An 18,123-nucleotide genomic window follows, 5' to 3' on the forward strand; every position below is an offset into this window, starting at 1 on the left:
GTTTCCGTCACGTAACCTGTGGCGATCCGGCCACCGAACGCGAACCGGGGCAGAGGGGACCACACATGGAAACGCTTCTCTACGTCACCGACCTCGGCTACCAGGCGCGCGGGCGGCGCTACTGCGACGAGGACATCTGGCTCTCCGGACGGCTGCGCGAGGAGTTCGACGTCGCGCTCTGCCATCCGCTCGACGCGGCGGCACTGATGGACCGCTTCGACGCCGTCGTCGTACGCAACAGCGGGCCCGTCCTCCACTACCAGGAGGCGTACGACGCCTTCACCCGCGCCGCGCGCGAGGGCGGGGTGCGGGTGTTCAACTCGCTCACCGGGAAGGGCGACATGGCCGGAAAGGACTACCTCCTGCAGCTGTCGAGGGAGGGATTTCCGGTCATTCCCACGGCGGGCCGGCGCGAGGAGTTCGCGCGGCTGCCGGAGGCCGAGGAGTACGTCGTCAAGCCGGTCCTCGGGGCGGACTCGGTCGGCCTGCGGTTCGTGGAGCGGGCGGCGCTGCAGGACGTGGACCCCGCCGGGATGCTCGTACAACCGCGGATCCCGTTCACGTACGAGGTCTCGTTCTACTTCGTGGGGCACGCCTTCCAGTACGCCCTCTACGCGCCCGACCCGGACGCCCGGTGGAGGCTGGAGCGGTACGAGCCGACCGGCGACGACCTCGCGTTCGCGCGGCGGTTCGTGGACTGGAACGGCCTGGAGTTCGGCATCCAGCGCGTCGACGCCTGCCGGGCGCCGGGCGGGGAGCTGCTGCTCGTGGAGCTGGAGGACCTCAATCCGTACCTCTCGCTCGACCTGGTGGGCGAGGCGGAGCGGGAGGCGTTCGTGACCGCGATGAAGAGGTCGCTGCGGGAGCTGCTGAAGAGCTAGGGGTCTGTCCTTCGGATCATGCCGACCGTTTGCGCGGGGTCGCCTTCTTCGTGGACGCCGTGGTCTTCTTCGCCGCCGTCTTCTTGGCGGCCGTCTTCGACGTCGACTTCGTGGCCGTCTTCGCCGTCGTCTTCTTCGCCGCCGTCCTGCCGCCGCCCGCCCCGGACCCCGCTCCCGCCGTCTTCGACGTCGACTTGCGGGCCGGGGCCGCCTTCTTCGCCGCCGTCTTCGACGTGGACTTCCGCGCGCCCGTCTCCTTCGGGGTGCGTGCCGAGGTCTTGCGGGGCGTCAGCTCCCTCACGTCGGCGTCCCCGCCCTCCCCGCGCGCCTCCTTCGCGGCGCGGACACTGCTCTCCAGGGCCGCCATCAGGTCGATGACCTGGCCGCCGCCCGCCGCCTCGGGCTCCGGGGGCGCCACCGCCGCGCCGCCCTCCGCCTTGGCGGCGATCATCTGTTCGACCGCCTCCCGGTAGTCGTCGTGCAGGGTGGCGATGTCCACCTCGCCGAGGGTCGCCATCAGGGCGTCCGCCAGGTCGAGTTCCGCGTCCCGTACCGAGACGGGGGTCTCCGGGGCCACCCCCTCGGGCGCCCGGATCTCATCCGGCCAGAGCAGTCCGTGCATCGCGATCACGTCGTCCACGACCCGGAGCATGCCGAGCCGCTCGCGCCCGCGCAGGGCGTACTTCGCGACGGCCACCTTGTCGCTCCGCTTGAGCGCCTCGCGCAGCAGGGTGTACGGCTTGGCGGCCGCCGCCCCGCTCGCCGAGAGGTAGTACGCGGCGTCCATCTGGAGCGGGTCGATCTCCCCGGCCGGCACGAAGGCCACGATCTCGATCGTCTTCGCCGTCGGCAGCGGGAGCGTCGCCAGGTCCTCGTCCGTGATCGGGATCATGGTCCCGTCGGACTCCTCGTAGGCCTTGCCGATCTCGGCCTGCGAGATCTCCTCGCCGTCCAGCTCGCACACCTTGCGGTAGCGGATCCGGCCGCCGTCCGCGGCGTGGATCTGGCGGAAGGACACGGACCGGCTCTCGGTGGCGTTCACCAGCTTGATCGGGATGCTCACCAGGCCGAAGGAAATGGCGCCGTTCCATATGGATCGCACGTTTCATCCCTTTCGCACGGTACTTCCGGATTCATGGGATTCTCATCGTATGACGCCCATCACGGAGGTGGAGGGGCGGCGCCTCCCGCTCAGCAATCTGGAGAAGGTCCTCCACCCCTCCACCGGCACCACCAAGGGCGAGCTGCTGCACTACTACGCCACCGTCGGCACCGCGCTCCTGCCGCATCTGCGCGACCGCCCGGTGTCCTTCCTGCGCTATCCGGACGGCCCCGAAGGGCAGCTCTTCTTCACCAAGAACCCGCCGCCCGGCACACCCGCCTGGGTGAAGACCACCCCGGTCCCCCGCTCGGACGACCCCCGCGCGCGGCAGGTCATGATCCAGGACCTCGCCTCCCTGATGTGGGCAGCGAACCTGGTCGTGGAGTTCCACACGCCGCAGTGGCGGGCCGGCTCGCAGGCCCTCGCCGACCGCCTCGTCCTCGACCTCGACCCCGGGCCGCCGGCCACCGTCGTGGACTGCTGCCGGGTGGCCCTCTGGCTGCGCGAGCGGCTCGCGGCGGACGGCCTGGAGGCCTTCGCCAAGACCTCCGGGGCCAAGGGCATGCACCTGCTCGTCCCCCTGGAGCCGACCCCGTCCGACCAGGTCTCGGCATACGCGAAGCAGCTCGCCGTCCAGGCGGAGGCGGACCACCCGGCGCTCGTCGTCCACCGGATGGCGCGGTCGCTGCGGCCGGGGAAGGTCTTCGTGGACTTCAGTCAGAACGCGGCCGCCAAGACCACCGCGACCCCCTACACCCTGCGCGCCCGCCCCCGGCCCACCGTCTCCGCGCCGGTGACGTGGGAGGAGGTCGAGGCGTGCGACGCGCCCGAACGGCTCGTGCTGATGATGGACGACATCGCGCCACGTCTGGAGCGGTACGGGGACCTGCTCGGGCCGCTCTTCGACCCGGCCCGGGCCGGGGCCATGCCATGACCGCCGCCCCCGGGCCGGGCTCGGCCGAGGGACCCGTCCTGCGGCCGCCGGTCGACGTCATGCGCCCGCGCCCGGCCGACGAGATCCCGGCGCAGGGAAGCACGCCGGGGGGTCTGCAGTACTCCCTCAAGCTCGACGGATTCCGGGCCCTCGCCTTCGTCCTGGAGGACCGCAGGGTCTTCCTGCAGTCGCGCTCGCACCGGGACCTCTCCCGGGAGTTTCCCGAGCTCGCGGCGCATCTGGGCGCCCGGCTGCCGGCCGGTGTCGTCCTGGACGGGGAGCTGTGCGCGTACCGGGAGGGGCGGCTGAGCTTCACCGACCTGCTCCGCTCGCACGCCGACCGCAGACAGGCCGGTGTGCCGGTCTCGTACATCGCCTTCGACGTCCTCGCCCTCCCCGGCCGGGACGTCAGGACGCTGCCGCTCGTCGAGCGCTGGAAGCTGCTGGGCGTCGCGCTGAGCGACGTCGGGCCGCCCGTGCAGCCCGTGCTCGCGACGCTGGACGAGGAGACGGCGCGGGACTGGTTCCGCGATCTGCGGGCGGCGGGCGTCGAGGGGATCGTGGCGAAGGCGCTGCGCTCTCCGTACCGGGCCGGCGAGACGTGGGCGTGGCGGAAGGTGCGGCACGCGGACACGCTCGACGGCACGCTCCTCGGGCTGGTCGGCCCGGCGGACCGGCCCCGGGCGCTGCTCGTCCGCCTCCCCGACGACCGTACGGTGGCGACCTCGCCGAAGCTGACTCCGGTGCAGGCCCGCGAGGTCGGCGCGCTGGCCGCGGGCCGGCTCGGGGCGCCGGTGGAGCATCCCGAGCACGGCACGGTGACCCCGCTCGCCGACCCTCTGACGGTCGAGCTGCGGCAGCAGGCCGGGCGGCACGAGACGGCCCGCTTCGTGCGCGTACGGTCCGACGGCTAGGCCGCCGGCGACGGTCCGGCGGGTGCCCTTGCCCGCCTCCGTACGCCTGTTCTCCCGTGCTCCTCATACGCCACTCCCCGTACCGGCGTGCGCAACTCCGCGTAGCGCTCCCGCAGATGGCGCAAAGCGAGCGGCTCGCGGGCCCTTCGGGGACCGCGTCCGGTCAGCGGGTCCTTGTTCCCGGTGTGGTGGTGCACACTTGCTGCCTGGTACAGCGCTCACGGGGAAGGCGGCGGCCGCATGCTGACGGGGATCGAGGAGGTCGACTGGGCCTCGTTGGGGCATGCCTACGGACCAGCCGACGATGTACCGGGGATGCTGCGCGGACTCGCCTCGCCCGACTCCGGCGAACGGGAGCTCGCCCTCGACGGCATGTACGGCGCGGTGCACCACCAGGGGGACGTGTACGACTCGACGCTCGCCTGCATCCCCTTCCTGCTCGAACTCGTCGCCGACCCGGAGGTCCAGGACCGTGGCGGCATCGTCGAGTTGCTGACCAGCATCGGCGGGATCGATCTGAGCGGCGAGGACGGGCTCGACGAACTCGATCCGGACGACGAGGACTTCATCCCGGCGGCGAACTACGCCATGGCCGCCGCCGCGGTCGCCGCGGGTGCCGACGTCTTCCTCGGGCTCGTCGGCGACCCGGACTGCGAGGTGCGGCTCGCCGCCCCCTGCGCGCTCGCCTCGCTGCACCCGGACCCGGCCGGTGTGCTGACCCTGCTGAGGGAGCGGCTGACCGTCGAGCGGGACACGGAGGTGCGGCTCGCGCTGGTGGAGGCGGTCGGGCGCATCGCGCGGCGGCACGAGTCGCTGCGGGACGAGACCGTCGACTGGCTCGGCTGGCTCACCCGCGCGGCCCACGCGCCGGGCCTGCGGCTCGCGGCGCTCGCGCAGCTGGCCCGGTGCGCGCCGGGCGAGGTCCCGGGCGACGTGGTCGAGCGGGTGACGCGGCTGCTCGACGAGGTGCGGACCGCGCCGCCCGAGGCGGCCGCCCCGGAGAGCTCCCGGCCGTCCGCGCCCACGTTCGCCGGGCAGGTCCGCGAGCTCTTCGAGGAGCATGCCGCGGGCCGTGCGACCCCGTGGACCGACGAGCTGATGCGGACCCTGCACACCGCGCTCGACGACCGTGTCGAGGACCGGATCGCCCTGATCCTCGCCCAGCTGCGCAGTCCGGACCGGTGCCAGCGCGCGGACGCCATCTGGCTGAGCGGCGGTCTGATACGGGTCTGGCGCGGGGGGTACGAGGAGATGGTGCGGCTGATCGGGGCGCAGCTCGCCGACCCCGATCCCCGGCTGTGCGAGGCCGCCACCTCGTTCCTGGAGGGCCTTTTCGAGCTCACCGGCCCCGCGACCGACGCCCTCGCGGCCCGGCTCGCCGCGTACGCCGGACGGCCCGACCGGCCCGAGTGGGAGGAGTGGGCCGACCGGCCGGAGGACGAGCCGGGGGCACCGGACGTACGCGGCCGCGCCCTGCTCGCCCTCACCCGCTCGGGGGACGCGCGGGCCGTACCGCTGCTCGCCCGCGCCCTGGTCGAGCCCGAGGTCCGGCGCGATCTGCTGTACGCGGTCCCCACCCTGGGGCCGGCCGCCGCGCCGCTCGCGCCGCTGCTGCGCCGCCGGCTGGCCCGCGTCGACCTGGACGACCGGCTGTACGAGCACGCGGCGCCGCTGCTCCACGCCCTGGCCTCGGTGCGGGGTGTCCAGGCGATGCCCGAGGTGCTGCGGGTGCTGCGCGGGGCTCCGTCGAACCGGCGGGACTGGGTGCAGGAGGCAGCGCTGAGGACGCTGTCCGCGTTCGGACCCGCCGCGCGGGAGGCGATCCCGGACGCGCGGCTCCTGCTGGAGAGCGAGTCGGCGGCGGTCTCGGCACAGGCGGCGCTCACGCTCTGGGCGGTGGAGGGCGACCGGGAGGCCGTACTGCCGACGCTGATGGCCTGGCTGGGCCCGGACGCGACCGCTCCGGACCGGTGCGCGGCGGCCCGCGCGCTGGGCACGATCGGCCCGGCGGCGGCGAGCAGCGCGCCCGCCCTGCTCCCGGGCCTCACGGCGCTGGACCTGTGGGTACGGGTGCGCAGCGCGGCGGCTCTGTGGCGGGTGTCCGGGGACGCGGCGGCGGCGCTGCCGGTGCTGCTCGCGGCCTGGGAGGAGAACCGGCACGCGCGCGTGGACATCGCGGAGTGCCTGGCGGAGATGGGTCCCGAGGCGGTGGAGGCGCGGTGGGTGATCCGTTCCGAACTGGCCCGGCCGCGCCGTCACAACGTGCGTGAGAGCGGCTACAGCAGCCATGACGTCCACGAGGACGAGAAGCTGCTGACCTTCTGCCGCGCCGCGCTGGACCGGATGGAGCGCTAGGAAGCCGGGCGGGCGGCTGCTTCGTCACACCACTTAAGGGTCACTGTTACCGGGTCGCAATAGCGGACATTTACCTTCGAATCAATCGCTCTGCGAGGTGATCGAGGACGGTCGGGCGGACGGCTCCACGGTCACGTTCCAGGTCCGGGGGATCCAGCAGGTCGGCAAAAAGGACTTCCCTACGAATATGGTCTACGGGAAGGCCGACCGTCCCGAACTCCGGCCGATCACCCGCGGGGGCCGATCGTGGACGGTCACCGGAGTGACACCGTCTTCCTCTTCGCCGACCTGGTGAAGCAGCGAACCCGATCGCCCCCGAGGAGCAGAGTGAGACCGCGCGGACGGCCGCTCGTCGCCGCCGTGGCCCTGGCCGCGGCGGCGCCGCTCATGCTCTCCGGCTGCGGCGCCGAGGGCGAGCTGAGGAGCGCGGGCGCCACGCCCGGCGCCGTCGGACCCGTGCGCCTCTGGCCCGGTCTGCCGCCCGCGACCGCGCCGCCGCTCGACTACGGCGAGACCGACACCGAGTCGGTCCCGGGCATCGAGGTCCCCGACAACGATGTCCACCGGGTGGACGCCGTGGCCGTGGTCCGCGCCGAGGCGAAGGCCCACCCGGACACGTACTCCGGGGCCGACGGCATGTACCAGGAGACGGCGCGGCAGATCGACCGGTGCGCGGCCGAGCCCGCGACGTGCCCGGTCATGAAGCCGTACTACCGCGATCTGACCGGCAACGGCCGGGACGAGCTGATCGTCGGCATCCGGATGCCCGAGCAGCAGGTGGGGGTGCGGGTGTATCTCGCCGAGAACGGCGGGCTCACCCGGATCATGTCCACCGTCGACCAGGTGATCAGCGTGGAGCTGGCGGGCAGGGACCTGATCGTGCGGGCCTCCTCGGCCGGTATCCCGGGGTACGAGTACCGCACGGCCTGGTCCTGGGACGAGCAGCAGGGGGCGATGCTCCCGGCCCGGGACGAGATCGTCCGCGTCAAGCCGCCGGGCCCGTCCGTCTCGCCGGCGCCCCAGCCCCGGCTCGTCGAGCCGACGCCCACGCCCGGTCCGACCGGCTCCTCCCCCGCGCCCTCCGACACCGACGACGCCTTCGGGGAGGCCCCGTGACCGCGCGCGGACGGCTCCGCCTGCCCGCCTGGACCGCGACGCTCACCTGGAAGTCCGCGGTCTTCATCACCGTCATGTGCTGCGCCCTGGCCGCGCTGCTCGGCGCCCTCGTGCACGTCTCCGTGTCCCGGCAGACCGAGGACGACTTCCGCGAGCGGGCGCTCGCCCGGCTGACCACGGCCTCCCGGGCGTACGAGGCGGGCGACCCGCTCCCCCGTGCCACCGGGATCGACCCCGAGGACCTCCCGGACGAGCTGCGCGCGCTCGCCCTGAAGGGGGAGCGCGGCACGATGGCCGGGGAGTACCGCGACCGGCCGACGATGTGGGCGGCGGGACCGGCCGACGGCCGCGCCCTCGCCGTCCGGGTGGACTACTCCACGGGCTCGGAGATCATCGACGGCCTCGACCGGTCGATCATGGGCTCCTCGGTCCTCGCGATCGGGGCGACGCTGCTCGTGGGCGCGTTCGCGGTCACCCGGGTCACCCGCCGGCTGCACCTGACGGCCCAGGTGGCCCGGCGGATCAGCGCCGGCGATCTCGACGCGCGCGTGGACGACCCCCGTACGAAGGTCCCCGGACGCCCGCAGGACGAGGTGGCCACGGTCTCCGGGGCCCTCGACACGATGGCCTCCTCGCTCCAGCGCAAGCTCCAGACCGAGCAGCGATTCACGGCGGACGTGGCGCACGAACTGCGCACCCCGCTGACCGGCCTGTCGGCCGCCGCCGAACTGCTGCCGGAGGGGCGGCCGTCGGAGCTCGTACGGGACCGGGTGAAGGCCATGCGCGGGCTGACCGAGGACCTGCTGGAGATCTCGCGGCTCGACGCCCGCAACGAGACCGTCGACCTGGCGATGCACGATCTCGGGCCGCTCGCGCGCGGGGTGGTGCGGGCGTCCGGGACCGGGACGGAGGTACGGGTCGTCCGGGACGCGATGGTCGAGACGGACCGGCGGCGCCTGGAACGGGTCCTCGGCAATCTCGTCGCCAACGCCCACCGGCACGGCTCCCCGCCGGTCGTCCTGACCGTGGACGGCCCCGTCGTCACGGTGCGGGACCACGGGGCCGGATATCCGGAGTACCTGCTGGCGTCCGGGCCGCAGCGGTTCCGTACCGAGAGCGGCGGCAAGGGACACGGTCTCGGGCTCACCATCGCGGCCGGCCAGGCCGAAGTGATCGGCGCGGAGCTGGTCTTCGGCAACGCGCCGGACGGCGGCGCCGAGGCGCGGCTGACGCTGCCGGAGTACGTGCGGTTCACCGGCCCCTGACGGCACACCGTCACACATAAGGGATATAAGCCATATCGCTTGCTACGTTGCGGTCCATGACCGCAACGACGGCGGACGCTCCCCCGCCCGCGCTACGCGTCCCGAAGCGCCGCGGCGTGGAACTCTCCCTCCTCGTCTGCGCCGTCCTCATCTCCGTCATGGGCTACGCGGGCGTCGGCCTGGCCAAGAACGACGCCGTCCCGCCGGACGCCCTGCGCTACGGAGCCGGTCTGGGCGCGCTCGCGCTCCTCGCCCATCTCGCCGTACGGTTCCGCGCCCCGTACGCGGATCCGCTGCTGCTGCCCATCGGCGTACTCCTCAACGGCCTCGGCCTGGTGCTGATCTACCGGCTGGACCTGGAGACCCCGAAGGACCAGGCGGCCTTCACGCAGCTGGTCTGGTCGGCGCTCGGCGTCGCGCTCTTCGGCGCCGTCGTGGTACTGCTGCGCGACCACCGGGTGCTGCAGCGGTACGCGTACCTGTCGATGGCCAGCGCCCTGGTCCTGATGCTCGTGCCGATCCTCTTCCCGGCGGTGAACGGGGCCAAGATCTGGATCCGGATCGGCGGACTCTCCTTCCAGCCGGGCGAGTTCGCCAAGATCCTGCTCGCGGTCTTCTTCGCCGCCTATCTGGCTGCCAACCGCAACGCGCTGGCGTACACCGGCCGCAGGATCTGGCGGCTCCAGCTCCCCACCGGCCGGGTGCTCGGGCCGATCGTGGCGATCTGGGTGCTGAGCGTGGGCGTGCTCGTCCTGGAGCGGGACCTCGGCACGTCCCTGCTCTTCTTCGGACTCTTCGTGATCATGCTGTACGTGGCGACGGGCCGGACCGGCTGGATCGCGGTCGGGCTGCTCCTCGCGGGCGTGGGGGCGTTCGCGGTCGGCTCGCTCGAACCCCATGTGCACAGCCGCGTCGAGGACTGGCTGAACCCCTACGCCTCGATCGAGGCGGGGGACGGGCCGAGCCAGCTCGCACAGTCCCTGTTCTCCTTCGCCGCGGGCGGGATGCTCGGCACGGGGCTCGGTCTCGGCCACTCCATCCTGATCGGCTTCGCCGCCAAGTCCGACTTCATCCTGGCGACGGCGGGCGAGGAGCTCGGACTGGCAGGGCTGACCGCCCTGTTCCTGCTGTACGCGCTGCTCGTCGCGCGCGGGTTCCGGGCCGGGCTCGCCCTGCGCGACCCCTTCGGGCGGCTGCTCGCGATCGGTCTCGCCTCGATCCTGGCGCTCCAGGTCTTCGTCATCGCCGGCGGGGTGATGGGGCTGATCCCGCTCACCGGCATGGCGATGCCGTTCCTGGCGCAGGGCGGCTCGTCCGTCGTCACCAACTGGATCATCGTGGCGCTGCTGATCCGGCTCAGCGACTCGGCCCGCGCACCCCTTCCCGACACGGTCGAGCCCGGTGTCGTCGCACCGGCGGCGGAGGACGCCCGGTGATCCCCTACATCCGGCGCGCTGCCGCGCTCTGCCTCGTTCTGCTGGCGGCTCTGCTCGTCAACGCGGCGCGGGTGATGGTCGTCCAGTCCGACGAACTGAACGAGAACCCGGCCAACCGGCGCGTCGCGATCACCGGCTGGGGCGAGCCGCGGGGCGAGATCGTGGTCGAGGGACGGCCGGTGACCGGATCACGGGACAGCGGCCAGCAGCTCCGCTACGAACGGACCTACAAGCAGGGCCCGTTGTACGCGCCGGTGACCGGCTACGCCTCGCAGACGTACGGCACGACCTTCGTCGAGCACGCCGAGGACGACATCCTGGCCGGTACGAGTCCGCTGCTCGCCCCGCTGCCGTTCTGGAACGACGTCGGCCGGGGGCGGCAGCCCGGCGGTGACGTGGTGACGACGGTCCGGGCCCCGATGCAGGAGGCCGCGTACCGGGGGCTCGGCGGGAAGCGGGGCGCGGTGGCGGCGGTCGAGCCGTCGAGCGGGCGGATCCTGGCCCTGGTCTCCTCCCCCTCGTACGATCCGGCGCTGCTGTCCGGGACGGGTGCCGCGGTCAAGGGCGCCTGGGCCCGGCTGAACACCTCGCCGAACCAGCCGATGCTGAACCGGGCGATCCGCCAGACGTATCCGCCCGGCTCCACGTTCAAGATGGTGACGGCGGCGGCCGCGCTGGACGCGGGCGTGGTGACGGACGTCGACGCGCCGACGGACACCCCGGACCCGTTCGTGCTGCCGGGGACCCGGCAGGTGCTCCCGAACGAGGCGAAGGGGTGCGGGAACGCGTCGCTCGCGTACGCGATCCAGTGGTCGTGCAACACGGTGATGGCCGGGCTCGGGGTGGAGGTCGGGCTCTCCGGGATGGTGGAGGCGGTGGAGAGCTTCGGCTTCAACGACACCGGCCTGTCGATCCCGTCCTGGGTGGCGAAGTCCAACTTCGACCGTGAGATGAGCGACGACCAGCTCGCGCTGTCGTCGATCGGCCAGTTCGACACGACGGCGACGCCGTTGCAGATGGCGCTGGTGGCGGCGGCGATCGCCAACAACGGGGAGATCGCCCACCCGTATCTGGTGGAGCGGACGACGACGGCCGGCGGTACGACCGTCGACACGACGGGCCGGCGCAGCTACCGCCAGGCGATGCGCCCCTCGACCGCGAACCAGTTGCAGCGGCTGATGGTCAAGGCGGTCGAGGAGGGCACCGGCACCAACGCGGCGATCCCGGGCGCGACCGTCGGCGGCAAGACCGGCACCGCCCAGCACGGCCTGGGCAACACGGGCACTCCGTACGCCTGGTTCATCGCCTGGGCGCAGGCGGCGGACTCGGCCCAGCCCGCGGTGGCGGTCGCGGTCGTCGTGGAGGACGCGGAGGCCAGGCGTACGGAGATCAGCGGCGGCGGCAGCGCGGCGCCGATCGCCCGGGCCGTGATGGAGGAGGCGCTGCGACCCCGGGACGACGGCTGACCGTACGGACTGTGAGCCGTACGGGCTGGGAGCCGGACGGGCTGGGAGCCGGACGGCCGGTCAGTCGTACGGGCGGCGGGCGGCGGGCGGCGGGCGGCGGGCGGCTAGCCGATCGGCTTGCGGATCTCCGCGCGGACCTTGGCCGTGGTCTCGGCGAGTTCGGCCAGGTCGATGTCCTTCGGGTCGGCGGTCGCCGAACCGGGGGTCACGAGGGCCACGGCGGCCGCGGTGTTGTCGTCGCCCCAGGCGCACATGGGCAGCGTGGTCGTGGCGAGGGCGTCCTTCGACGTCGTGACCTGGCAGCTCACGGTCACGCCGTAGCCGGCGGGGGTGAAGTCCTTGGGCGGGACGGCGAGCGTGGAGCCCTTCTCCGTGGAGGCGCCCTTGAGGATGGACCGCCGGGTGACGTCGGCGTTCTTGATGCGCCCGTGCATACCGGAGACGACGAGGACGGACCCGTCCTTGCCGGTGTACTGGCCGACCGCCGCCTCGGCGTCCTTCACCGTGAGATCGGGGGTGTCCTCGATCTCCTTGCCCTGGGTGTCGGAGAGGTCGGAGACCAGCGTGTACTCGCCGGCGAGGAGCGTCTTGGGGACGACGAGCTTGTGCGTCGCCTCGGGGAAGGAGCCGGTGACGCCGGAGAGCCCGGCCTTCGCCGCGTAGCCGATCCCGCCGACCAGGACCAGGGAACCGACGACGATGGCGACGATCGCCCCCGCGGAGAGCGACTTCTTCGGCGGCGGCCCCATGGGCGGCTGCCCCCAGCCCCCGGCGCCCGGCTGCTGGTACTGCGGAGGGAAGCCCTGCGGAGGGACGCCCTGCGCGGGGTACCCCTGCGGAGGGACGCCCTGTGCGGGGTACCCCTGCGGAGCCCCGTACGGGCCGGGCTGCTGCGGGGGCGGGACGGGGCCGCCGTAGGGGTTGTGGGGCGGCTGGCTCGGCGATGGCGGCATGGTCATGGCGGGCACGCTACGTCACCGGTACGACATCCCACCCTCCGGGTCCGGTCCGTGGCCCCGCCTCCGGGGGCTCCCGCCTGCCGCCTACGCCTCCGCCTCCGCCGCGCCCTGCGCGATGGCCTCCTCGACCTCCGCCACCCGCTCCGCCTCCTCCGTCGCGAACCGCTCCCGGTCCAGCGCCTCCGCGATCTCCTCGTCCTGGGTCATCAGGAGGTCCAGGCTCGAGTCGCCGAGGTCGAAGACGCCCATGTCCAGGTAGGCCTTCTGGAGGCGTTCGCCCCAGAGGCCGATGTCCTTCACGCAGGGGACGATCCGGCTGAACAGCAGCTTGCGGAAGAGGTGCAGGAACTCGCTCTGCTCGCTGAGCTCCTCCGCCTCCTTGCGCCCGATGCCGAAGTTCTCCAGGACCTCGACCCCGCGCAGCCGGTCCCGCATCAGGTAGCAGCCCTCGATCACGAACTCCTCGCGCTCGCGCAGTTCCGCGTCCGTCAGCTGCCTGTAGTAGTCGCGCAGCGCCATCCGGCCGAAGGCCACGTGGCGGGCCTCGTCCTGCATCACGTACGCCAGGATCTGCTTCGGGAGCGGCTTGTCCGTGGTGTCGCGGATCATGCCGAACGCGGCGAGGGCCAGGCCCTCGATCAGGACCTGCATCCCGAGGTACGGCATGTCCCAGCGCGCGTCGCGGAGGGTGTCGCCCAGCAGACCCTGGAGGTTGTCGTTGATCGGGTAGAGCATCCCGATCTTCTCGTGCAGGAAGCGGCCGTAGACCTCCGCGTGCCGTGCCTCGTCCATGGTCTGCGTCGCCGAGTAGAACTTGGCGTCCAGGTCCGGGACGGACTCGACGATCCGCGCGGCGCAGATCATCGCGCCCTGCTCGCCGTGGAGGAACTGGCTGAACTGCCAGGAGGCGTAGTGCCGGCGCAGTTCGGCCTTGTCCTTCTCCGTCATCTTCGCCCAGTGGCGCGTGCCGTAGAGGGTGAGGACGTCGTCGGGGGTGCCGAGGGGGTCGTACGGGTCGACCTCCAGGTCCCAGTCGATGCGCCTGGAGCCGTCCCACTGTTTGTCCTTGCCCTTCTGGTACAGGGCGAGGAGGCGGTCGCGACCGTCGTCGTACTCCCAGCTGAAGCGGGCCGAACCGGTCGCCGGCACCTGCCAGATGGGGTCTTCCGTGGCGTTCGCGGCTTTCAAGGTCTTCGTGTAGAGGTCGTACGTCGACACTGACGACTCCTTGCTCTCACGGGGACGTGATGGTCCTCCGGGCAGGCTGACACCTTGGTAGACATCGAGTCAACAAGTCGCGCACGGGGGATTGACGGGCTTACTGACAGGCATTCTGATAGGAGCGACCGCCGGTAACCCGACTGCGAGCACAGCGAGGTGTCGCACCGTCATGACCACTCGGACCGAACTGGACTTCAGCCTTCTCCGGGACGCCCTCGGCCCGCTCCGCGACCGGGAACAGGTCGCCGCCCGGCTGCTCGAGTCCTCCCTCAAGCACTCCTTCGACCCCGAGACCGAACTCGACTGGGCCGCGCCCCTCGAGGACGGCAAGTGGTTCTGGCCGCCGGAGCTCGTCTCGCTCTACGACACCCCGATGTGGCGGCGGATGTCCGAGGAGCAGCGGATGGACCTCGCCCGGCACGAGGCCGCGTCGCTCGCCTCGCTCGGCATCTGGTTCGAGATCATCCTGATGCAGCTGCTCGTCCGGCACATCTACGACAAGTCGCTCACGAGCGACCATGTGCGGTACGCCCTGACCGAGATCGCCGACGAGTGCCGGCACTCGATGATGTTCGCGCGGATGATCCAGAAGGGCGGCGCGCCCGCCTACCCCGTACCGCGGATCCACCACAATCTCGCCCGCGTCCTGAAGACCGTCTCCACGACCCCCGGCTCCTTCGCCGCCACCCTCCTCGGCGAGGAGATCCTGGACTGGATGCAACGGCTGACGTTCCCGGACGAGCGCGTCCAGACGCTGGTACGGGGCGTGACCCGCATCCATGTCGTCGAGGAGGCCCGGCACGTGCGCTACGCCCGCGAGGAGCTGCGGCGCCAGATGGTGACCGCGCCGCGCTGGGAGCAGGAGTTCACCCGGCTCAGCTGCGGCCAGGCCGCCCGGGTCTTCTCCACCTGCTTCATCAACCCCGCGGTGTACGACAACGTCGGCCTGGACCGCCGCGAGGCGGTCGCCCAGGTCAGGGCGAGCGGCCACCGCCGCGAGGTCATGCAGTCGGGCGCCCGGCGCCTGACCGACTTCCTCGACGACATCGGGGTGCTGCGCGGCCCCGGCCGGCGGCTCTGGAAGTCGTCCGGACTGCTGGCGTGAGCCGGCGGGAGGACGGCCCGGGGGGACGGGCGGGCGGCTCGGGGGGACGGGCGGGCGGCTCGGACGGACGGGCAGGCGGACCGGGCGGACGGCCGGGCAGGGCGGGGGTCACGGGCTTCCGCCCTGGGCGTCATCTCGCGGAGCTACCCTGCGAGGCATGACCAGTGCCGCCTCGCCCGCGTACCGCCGGCTCAGCGTCGAGGAGCGACGGGTGCAGCTCCTCGCCGCCGCCCTGACGCTCTTCGCGCACCGGGCGCCCGACGAGGTCTCCCTCGACGACGTCGCCGAGGCGGCGGGCGTCTCGCGACCGCTCGTCTACCGGTACTTCCCCGGCGGCAAGCAGCAGCTGTACGAGGCCGCCCTGCGCTCCTCCGCCGACGAGCTGGAGCTCTGCTTCGCCGAGCCGCAGAACGGCCCGCCGACCGAGCGGCTCAGCCGGGTCCTCGACCGCTATCTGGCCTTCGTCGACGAGCACGACGCGGGGTTCAGCGCCCTCCTGCAGGGCGGCAGCGTCGCCGAGACCTCCCGGACCACCGCGATCGTGGACGAGGTGCGGCGCGCCGCGGCGGAGCAGATCCTCGTCCACCTGGGGGTGGACCGCCCCGGACCCCGGCTGCGGATGATGGTCCGCACCTGGATCGCGGCGGTGGAGGCGGCCTCGCTGATCTGGCTCGACGAGGGGAAGCAGCCCCCGGCCGGCGAGCTGCGGGACTGGCTGGTCGACCATCTGGTCGCGCTGCTCGCGGCCACGGCGGCGAGCGACGAGGAGACGGCGTCGGTCGTCTCGCTGCTCCTCGCACAGGAGACGGCCGAAGGGCCGGTCGGCAGGCTGGCGCGGCGAGTGACCCCCGTGGTGAGCAAGGCGGCGCACCTCATATGAGACTGGTCCCGTGAGAAGCGAGAACACCCCTTTCCGCGGCGGTCCTCTGGACGGCCAGGTCCTGCCCGTCCTCCTCGGCCACACCGGACACCCCCCGAAGTGGTACGAAGTGCCCGTACCGGACGCGGACGGCGGCCCCCCGACGGTCCACGCCTACCGCCGCGAACCGGCCGGGCACACCAAGCGGCTCGGGATCCAGCGCGGCTGGGTCTACGAGTACGTCCCCGAGGGCCGCGAGCGGCAGACGCCGAAGTGGCCCTGGTCCAAGCCGAACGGGTGAGCCGATTGGGCCGATTCGCCCCTTTGTGAGGTCATCCGACCGCGCGGTCCCTCCATCATCGCGGTGGAGGTGATGACGTGTCAGGAAGGGTGCTGCGCACGGTCTGCACGGGGGTGCTCGCCGCGACGACCGCGCTCGCGGGGATTCCGCCGGCCACGGCGGACGACCCGGCGGACGCGGTGACGGAGGCCCCGGCGGAGGTGTCGGCCCCCTCCCCGGGCGAGGACGACGAGCCCGAGGACGACGAGCCCGAGGACGACGAGCCCGAGGATGCCGGGGACTCCACCGGCGGTACCGACCCCGCCGGCGGCACCGATCCGGCCGACGGCACCCCCCTCGACGACGCCGCCGAACTCCCGCCCTCCGGCGGCGACTCCGTCGCGACGCTCCTCGGCAGGCTCCGGACCCTCTACCGCCAGGCCGAGCAGGCCACCGAGGCCCTCAACGCAACGGACGAGGCGCTGCGCCTCCAGACCGCCGACACCAAGAAGGTCAGCGGCGCCCTCACCGAGGCCCGCGAGCGCCTCGCCCGGGGCCGGAACGCCGCGGGGCGGCTCGCCAGGGAGCAGTACCAGGGCCGGGTCACGACCTCGGCGTTCTCCTCGTACCTGCGTCTGCTGCTCGCCGACGACCCCCAGCACGCCCTGGACCAGGGGCATCTGATGGACCGCGCGGTCCGCGACCGGGCCACCACCGTGTCCCGGCTCACCCGGGCCGAGAAGGCGGCCGACGAGCTCGCGAGCGCCTCCCGCAAGGCCCTGGACCGGCAGCAGACGCTCGCCGCGCGGCGGCTCAAGCAGCGCGAGGACGTCCGGAAGCGGCTTGCGGAGGTCGAGCGGCTGCTCGCCTCGCTCCCCGCCGACCAGCTCACCCGGCTGACCGAGCTGGAGCGCCGGCAGACGGCGGGCGCGCAGAGCGAGCTCCTCGGCTCGGGCGTCCTGGACGGCGCCCGGACACCGTCCCGGGCGGGCGGCGAGGCCCTGCGGTTCGCGGTCGGCCAGATCGGCAAGCCGTACGAGTGGGGCGCCGAAGGACCGGAGTCGTACGACTGCTCGGGGCTGACCTCCCGGGCCTGGGCGAGCGCCGGCCGGGAGATCCCGCGCACCAGCCAGGAGCAGTGGCGGACCCTCCCCAGGGTGGAGCTGCGCGAGCTGCGCCCCGGCGACCTGGTCGTCTACTTCCCCGAGGCCACGCATGTGGCGATCTACCTCGGCCACGGACTGGTCGTGCAGGCGCCCCGCCCCGGCGCCAAGGTCAAGGTGTCCCCCATCGCCGCCAACCCGCTTCTCGGGGCGGTCCGTCCCGACCCGGACGGCGCACCCCTTGAGTCGTACACGCCGCCCGACCTCCCCGCCGGGGCCAGGGACGGCACGGACGAGGGGTTCGATCAGGGGACGGCCTGAGCATGTCGGGGGCGTGCCCTGTCGGTCGCCCCGCCGGTCGCCCTGCCCGTCGGGTCCTGCCCGTCGCCCTGTCCGTCGGCCCTGTCGAGGAGCGCCCATGCCAGAGCCCCGCCGTCCGGCCCCCGCGCTCCCCGGTGGGGCGGCGCCGCCCCCGCACGTCTGGTACGCCGCGTACGGCTCCAACATGCACCTCGCGCGGCTGCTCCACTACATCGACGGGGGCCGGCCCCCGGGCTCGGCCCGGAGCTACCCCGGCTGCCGTGACCGGACACCGCCCGCGCGGTCCGTGCCGGTCGTGCTGCCGGGTGCGGTGTACTTCGCCACGGAGTCGGCCGTCTGGACCGGTGGCCGCGGCTTCTACGACCCCGCGGCGCGGGGCCCGGCGCTCGCGTGTGCCCATCTGATCACCGCGGGCCAGTTCGCCGACATCGCGGCGCAGGAGATGTACCGGGAGCCGGAGAGCGACCTGGACCTGACCGAGGCCGTCACCCGGGGCCGCTCCGAACTCGGGCCGGGGCGGTACGAGACGCTGGTGTGCCCCGGCACGCTCGACGGCGTCCCGGTCCTCACGCTGACCGCACCGTGGCGGATGACCGACGTGGCCCTGCGCGAGCCCTCGGCCCCCTACGTCCAGCACCTGGCAGCCGGGCTCGCCGAGACCGGAGCGTGGCGTCCGGCCGAGATCGCCGCCTACCTGGGCACCTGTCCGGGGGCGGCGGGCCACTGGACGACCGATGCCGTCCTGGCCCTCATCGCCCCCGACTGACCAACCGTCACCGTCGGCACCGCGAGGCGGAGGAATCGAT

At 73.0% G+C, this 18,123-nt stretch carries 16 protein-coding genes; 13 read left to right on the forward strand and 3 right to left on the reverse strand.

Annotated features, from left to right (window positions below; all coding sequences use genetic code 11):
* Positions 1–65 precede the first annotated feature (65 nt).
* Positions 66–881, forward strand: a complete 816-nt coding sequence (locus tag ACFVGW_RS23880) for a hypothetical protein (RefSeq protein ID WP_385853388.1) — start codon at positions 66–68, stop codon at positions 879–881.
* Positions 882–897: 16 nt separating this feature from the next.
* Here the strand turns inward: ACFVGW_RS23880 and ACFVGW_RS23885 are convergent, their stop codons facing one another.
* Positions 898–1,983, reverse strand: coding sequence for a Ku protein (locus ACFVGW_RS23885; protein WP_385853389.1), 1,086 nt, complete (start codon positions 1,981–1,983; stop codon positions 898–900).
* 49 nt (positions 1,984–2,032) lie between these two features.
* On the opposite strand from ACFVGW_RS23885, the gene ligD reads away from it, so the two are divergent.
* The 7 genes from ligD (at position 2,033) to ACFVGW_RS23920 (ending at position 11,469) form a co-directional block, all read left to right on the forward strand.
* Positions 2,033–2,917 carry a non-homologous end-joining DNA ligase gene (ligD, locus tag ACFVGW_RS23890; RefSeq protein ID WP_385853390.1) on the forward strand — a complete coding sequence of 295 codons (885 nt, stop codon included), beginning with the start codon at positions 2,033–2,035 and terminating at the stop codon, positions 2,915–2,917.
* Positions 2,914–3,831, forward strand: a complete 918-nt coding sequence (locus ACFVGW_RS23895) for a DNA ligase (protein WP_385853391.1) — start codon at positions 2,914–2,916, stop codon at positions 3,829–3,831. Before ligD ends, ACFVGW_RS23895 begins: the two co-directional genes overlap by 4 nt.
* A gap of 240 nt (positions 3,832–4,071) precedes the next feature.
* Complete coding sequence (locus tag ACFVGW_RS23900) at positions 4,072–6,186, forward strand: HEAT repeat domain-containing protein (RefSeq protein ID WP_385853392.1); 2,115 nt, start codon at positions 4,072–4,074, stop codon at positions 6,184–6,186.
* 327 nt (positions 6,187–6,513) lie between these two features.
* Complete coding sequence (locus ACFVGW_RS23905; protein ID WP_385853393.1) at positions 6,514–7,302, forward strand: hypothetical protein; 789 nt, start codon at positions 6,514–6,516, stop codon at positions 7,300–7,302.
* Positions 7,299–8,567, forward strand: coding sequence for an ATP-binding protein (locus ACFVGW_RS23910; RefSeq protein ID WP_385853394.1), 1,269 nt, complete (start codon positions 7,299–7,301; stop codon positions 8,565–8,567). The genes ACFVGW_RS23905 and ACFVGW_RS23910 overlap by 4 nt, the downstream gene beginning before the upstream one ends.
* Before the next feature lie 56 nt (positions 8,568–8,623).
* Positions 8,624–10,003 carry an FtsW/RodA/SpoVE family cell cycle protein gene (locus ACFVGW_RS23915; RefSeq protein WP_385853395.1) on the forward strand — a complete coding sequence of 460 codons (1,380 nt, stop codon included), beginning with the start codon at positions 8,624–8,626 and terminating at the stop codon, positions 10,001–10,003.
* Positions 10,000–11,469, forward strand: a complete 1,470-nt coding sequence (locus tag ACFVGW_RS23920) for a penicillin-binding transpeptidase domain-containing protein (protein WP_385853396.1) — start codon at positions 10,000–10,002, stop codon at positions 11,467–11,469. Before ACFVGW_RS23915 ends, ACFVGW_RS23920 begins: the two co-directional genes overlap by 4 nt.
* 104 nt (positions 11,470–11,573) lie before the next feature.
* Here the strand turns inward: ACFVGW_RS23920 and ACFVGW_RS23925 are convergent, their stop codons facing one another.
* Both ACFVGW_RS23925 and ACFVGW_RS23930 read right to left on the reverse strand, forming a co-directional pair.
* Entirely contained in the window at positions 11,574–12,428 is an 855-nt protein-coding gene (locus tag ACFVGW_RS23925; protein WP_383221944.1) for a hypothetical protein, read from the reverse strand.
* An 84-nt stretch (positions 12,429–12,512) separates the two neighbouring features.
* On the reverse strand, positions 12,513–13,646 hold the full coding sequence (locus tag ACFVGW_RS23930) for a ferritin-like domain-containing protein (protein WP_385853397.1): 1,134 nt from the start codon (positions 13,644–13,646) through the stop codon (positions 12,513–12,515).
* 172 nt (positions 13,647–13,818) lie between these two features.
* On the opposite strand from ACFVGW_RS23930, the gene ACFVGW_RS23935 reads away from it, so the two are divergent.
* The 5 genes from ACFVGW_RS23935 (at position 13,819) to ACFVGW_RS23955 (ending at position 18,083) form a co-directional block, all read left to right on the forward strand.
* Positions 13,819–14,754 carry a diiron oxygenase gene (locus tag ACFVGW_RS23935; protein WP_385853398.1) on the forward strand — a complete coding sequence of 312 codons (936 nt, stop codon included), beginning with the start codon at positions 13,819–13,821 and terminating at the stop codon, positions 14,752–14,754.
* A 157-nt stretch (positions 14,755–14,911) separates the two neighbouring features.
* Positions 14,912–15,634: a TetR/AcrR family transcriptional regulator gene (locus tag ACFVGW_RS23940; protein WP_385853399.1), complete on the forward strand. Its 723-nt coding sequence runs from the start codon at positions 14,912–14,914 to the stop codon at positions 15,632–15,634.
* Positions 15,635–15,644: 10 nt separating this feature from the next.
* Entirely contained in the window at positions 15,645–15,914 is a 270-nt protein-coding gene (locus ACFVGW_RS23945) for a hypothetical protein (RefSeq protein ID WP_352189026.1), read from the forward strand.
* A 77-nt stretch (positions 15,915–15,991) separates the two neighbouring features.
* The gene (locus ACFVGW_RS23950) at positions 15,992–17,317 is read left to right on the forward strand and encodes an NlpC/P60 family protein (RefSeq protein WP_385853400.1); all 1,326 of its coding nucleotides are present in this window, start codon (positions 15,992–15,994) and stop codon (positions 17,315–17,317) included.
* A 97-nt stretch (positions 17,318–17,414) separates the two neighbouring features.
* Positions 17,415–18,083, forward strand: coding sequence for a histone deacetylase (locus tag ACFVGW_RS23955; protein ID WP_385853401.1), 669 nt, complete (start codon positions 17,415–17,417; stop codon positions 18,081–18,083).
* The last annotated feature ends 40 nt before the right edge of the window (positions 18,084–18,123 follow it).

Origin of the sequence: Streptomyces sp. NPDC127129 (assembly GCF_042671585.1) — a bacterium.
Taxonomy (GTDB): Bacteria; Actinomycetota; Actinomycetes; order Streptomycetales; family Streptomycetaceae; genus Streptomyces.

Coding starts and splice junctions, on each gene's coding strand:
- ACFVGW_RS23880 (WP_385853388.1), top strand. CDS start 66: ATGGAAACGCTTCTCTACGTCACCGACCTCGGCTACCAGGCGCGCGGG.
- ligD (WP_385853390.1), top strand. CDS start 2,033: ATGACGCCCATCACGGAGGTGGAGGGGCGGCGCCTCCCGCTCAGCAAT.
- ACFVGW_RS23895 (WP_385853391.1), top strand. CDS start 2,914: ATGACCGCCGCCCCCGGGCCGGGCTCGGCCGAGGGACCCGTCCTGCGG.
- ACFVGW_RS23900 (WP_385853392.1), top strand. CDS start 4,072: ATGCTGACGGGGATCGAGGAGGTCGACTGGGCCTCGTTGGGGCATGCC.
- ACFVGW_RS23915 (WP_385853395.1), top strand. CDS start 8,624: ATGACCGCAACGACGGCGGACGCTCCCCCGCCCGCGCTACGCGTCCCG.
- ACFVGW_RS23925 (WP_383221944.1), bottom strand. CDS start 12,428: ATGACCATGCCGCCATCGCCGAGCCAGCCGCCCCACAACCCCTACGGC.
- ACFVGW_RS23935 (WP_385853398.1), top strand. CDS start 13,819: ATGACCACTCGGACCGAACTGGACTTCAGCCTTCTCCGGGACGCCCTC.
- ACFVGW_RS23940 (WP_385853399.1), top strand. CDS start 14,912: ATGACCAGTGCCGCCTCGCCCGCGTACCGCCGGCTCAGCGTCGAGGAG.
- ACFVGW_RS23955 (WP_385853401.1), top strand. CDS start 17,415: ATGCCAGAGCCCCGCCGTCCGGCCCCCGCGCTCCCCGGTGGGGCGGCG.